General features: G+C 47.4%; 2 protein-coding genes and 1 pseudogene. All 3 read right to left on the reverse strand.

Features of this window, described 5'->3' with window-relative positions; translation table 11 throughout:
* Positions 1 to 178: 178 nt before the first annotated feature.
* Positions 179 to 1,006, reverse strand: a pseudogene (locus IQ242_RS27295) (UDP-glucose--tetrahydrobiopterin glucosyltransferase); the annotation flags it as partial.
* Positions 1,003 to 2,103, reverse strand: a complete 1,101-nt coding sequence (locus IQ242_RS20780; RefSeq protein WP_193961256.1) for a HEAT repeat domain-containing protein — start codon at positions 2,101 to 2,103, stop codon at positions 1,003 to 1,005. The pseudogene IQ242_RS27295 and the gene IQ242_RS20780, both read right to left, overlap by 4 nt.
* 182 nt (positions 2,104 to 2,285) lie before the next feature.
* On the reverse strand, positions 2,286 to 3,141 hold an 856-nt coding region (locus IQ242_RS20785; protein WP_193961257.1), incomplete at its 5' end, for an FAD-binding protein.

Here is a 3,141-nt window from a genome sequence, read left to right on the forward strand (position 1 = left end):
CCATCTTCAATAATTTCTACTGGACCACCGCGACGATAGGCAACTACGGGAACACCACAGGCTAATACCATTTTTCTAAAGTAATGGCAGAGATGGTTAATTCCCTCACCCCCAACCCTTCTCCCTTTTTGGGAGAAAGGAGTAGAATGTCTGCCACGAATAAAGAAAAATGGTATAAAGCTTCAATAGCCCCGTTACCAAAAGCCTCAACCCAGCGCGGGGTTATCAACAGGCCAAAACAGTCGCCTAACTCTTTTTGAAGGCTCTCGGTGGGCAAAAAACCGCGATAATCGACTAAATCGAAACTATAGGCATCCTGTAAATTTTGCCAGTAGAGAGGATCGGAAATATGACCGAAAACCCGTAAAGGTACGCCCAACTGTTGACAAGCGGCGATCGCATTTTCTCAAGCTTTTTCTGGGGCAATCCGTCCCACCCAGGCTAGACAGGGGGAAGGAGCGGCCCGAAACTGATACAAAGATACGTCTAAACCATTAGCCAAACAGCGATAGGGGGGAGATATTGAGAAAGTTTCTGCTTGGGCGACGGTGTGAAAAGCGCGTAAATGGGGAAAACTGCGGTAGGTTTTTTGAATAATATGATCTATCGCCAAAGAAACGGAAGCCATGCTGACTAAATGGGCGACGGGAGTGGCAAAAAAAGAAGTGAGATAAAAAGGCAGCCAATCCTAGGCAAAATTAACCATTAAATCGTACTGATGTTGTACTTGTTGAGCGTAGTGCCACATATTGGCCAAAACGGCATTTTCGGGCATGAAAATCGGGGCTTGCCGGCCTTGAATTTGGGCGGAAATCTGGGCATTTCCTGCCATAGTGATTAAGGGAATATCATGCAATTGCGAGGCTTCTGGAGCCACTACCCGCACCGCATACCCTTGCTTATTCAGAGTGCGAGCGAGATTATAAAGAGTTAATTCTACGCCACCGCCGTCCCCCGATCCCAAAAATCCCACGGGGGTGGAGAGAAATAACAGTTTTCCACTCAATTCTGCACCTCAGTGGATGTGGTTTCAGTGAAGGAAGTATCCTGTACGTCATCATCTTCCGGTTCACCAGTGGTTTCCAGGGGAGCAATATCTAAACGGGGCGGTAATTGCAGATTTAACTGTCTGATTGCCCAGCGTGCTGTTTCTTGCACTTCCTCATCGGAATCATCGAGGGCATGACAAATTAATTGACTGATCTGAGACATGATATCGTAGAGTCTGGTTAAATCCCGAATGGCGTTTTTCCGCACTTGGGGATTTTTGTCCTGGAGAGAGATAGCCAAAGCTTGGTTCATCGGTCGCAGGGAGCGGGTACAGATTTGAGCGAGAGCTTCTAGGGTTAAACTGCGTTCGTAGGAATCCCCATCCACCATACTATCGACTAAAGGCTGCATTGCCCTAGAATCGGACATCTGTGCCAGCTTCCAAACCGCCCGTCTGCGGGTGCGGGGATCATCATCACGCAGACTTTCAATCAAACTCAGGATTAAGTCTGCGTTCGGGATGCGGGAGGTAGCTTGTACGGGCAAAGAAGGCTCGAACTCGAAATCGTCTTCCCTATTGCCATTAATGTCACTGCCCGTTTTGGGGTCCGCATCGAAGGAATTACCATTGCCCCTGGAAAAGTTGTCGAGTGGGTTTTTAGGATTGACGTAAGTTGTCTTTTTGGGCCGTTTTGAGGCTTTGCCCTTGGGACGATATTGGAAGAAAAGCGATAGTAAAACTCCCAATAAAGCGATGGATAAGAGAGCCGAGCCAGCAATTAACGGTATTGGTGAAGTCTCGTTTTTGGCGGCTGCGTTGGCGGCCGTGGCGGTTTGACCTAGATACTTCTGGATATTAGCGATCGCATTTTGAGCAAATGTATCGTTCGGACGTTGTGCCAGAGCTTGTTGAAATTTTCCGAGGGCGAGTTGGTAATTTCTTTGGGCTGTAGCTTCGTAACCAGCTTTCATCAACTGATCGTAAGTGGCGACAGTCTGGGGTTGCTCTAACCTAGGGGGAGTTTGAGCGTTAGCCTTGGGTAAAGCCTGAAAATGATGACCCCAACTGCTCACACCGATAGCTAACAAAAATAGGAAATTGGGTTTGATCATAGAATTAATGCAACTGTTTAGGGGGGGGGGAGGGTAAAAGTATGATAGCCTAAAAGCCGTAAATGAAAAGCACTTAACTCCAGAGATAGGTCATAGACCACGATGATTGGGAAAGGCCTCCGGTGAGCGTGGGGCGAATAGTACGGCTCCTAGTAGGGATTATCTGTGAAAAACTGGCTTAATTAAGCTTGCACAGGCGTTTTCCGCCACGTTCGACCTTGAATAGTCGTGTGGAATTGCCAATTAGCTACGGTTTCTGGATAATCGCCCCGATAGTGACCGCCGCGGCTTTCTGCTCGCAATAAGGCACTTTCCAGAATTAAGTCAGCGATATCTAGAAGATTTAATGTCTCGATCGCTATTCTTATTTCTAACTGCACCGAGGGACACAAAAATAATTGTCCTTTGTCGGGGAGAAGATTCTGGAGAAATTGGCCCATCTTTAAGGATTCTAACTGTTGTTTCCACTTTTGCACCCGTAGGATAGCAGTTTCTAACTCATTTTGAAATCGGCAAATTCCCGCATTTTCCCACATTAAAATCGGTAATTCTCTCCGTACTTTTTGCCAGTATTCCTGTTCTTCTTGCCAATTTTCTGCGATTTCTAAGGGTTTTTCTGGTCTTTCCCCCAGCAAGTTTTCTGGCTCTAGACCTATTGCAGCTAAACTTGCCGCAAAGACAATACATTCCAAGAGAGAATTACTGGCTAAACGATTGGCTCCCTGAACACCTGTACTAGCTGTCTCGCCGATCGCATACAAACCGGGTAGAGAAGTGCGGGCGTTTAAATCGGTGGCCACTCCTCCCATCCAATAGTGAGCGGCGGGGGCGACGGGAATCAGATCCTCAAGCACATTAATGCCCCATTTTTGACAGATGCGGATAATATTGGGAAAACGATAACGCAGACGCTCCGGTTCGATTGGTCTTAAATCTAGATATACTTTGGCATGGGCGGGATCGTCGGAGGTTTTCTGCAAATGGCTAAAAATTGCCCGACTCACCACATCCCGGGGAGCCAATTCTCCGGCCGGATGA

This window comes from Microcystis sp. LEGE 08355 (genome assembly GCF_015207185.1).
GTDB classification, from domain to species: Bacteria; Cyanobacteriota; Cyanobacteriia; order Cyanobacteriales; family Microcystaceae; genus Microcystis; species Microcystis panniformis.

Bases quoted from the DNA above. Each gene is read 5' to 3' on its own strand.
- IQ242_RS20780 (WP_193961256.1), bottom strand. From the start codon at position 2,103: ATGATCAAACCCAATTTCCTATTTTTGTTAGCTATCGGTGTGAGCAGT.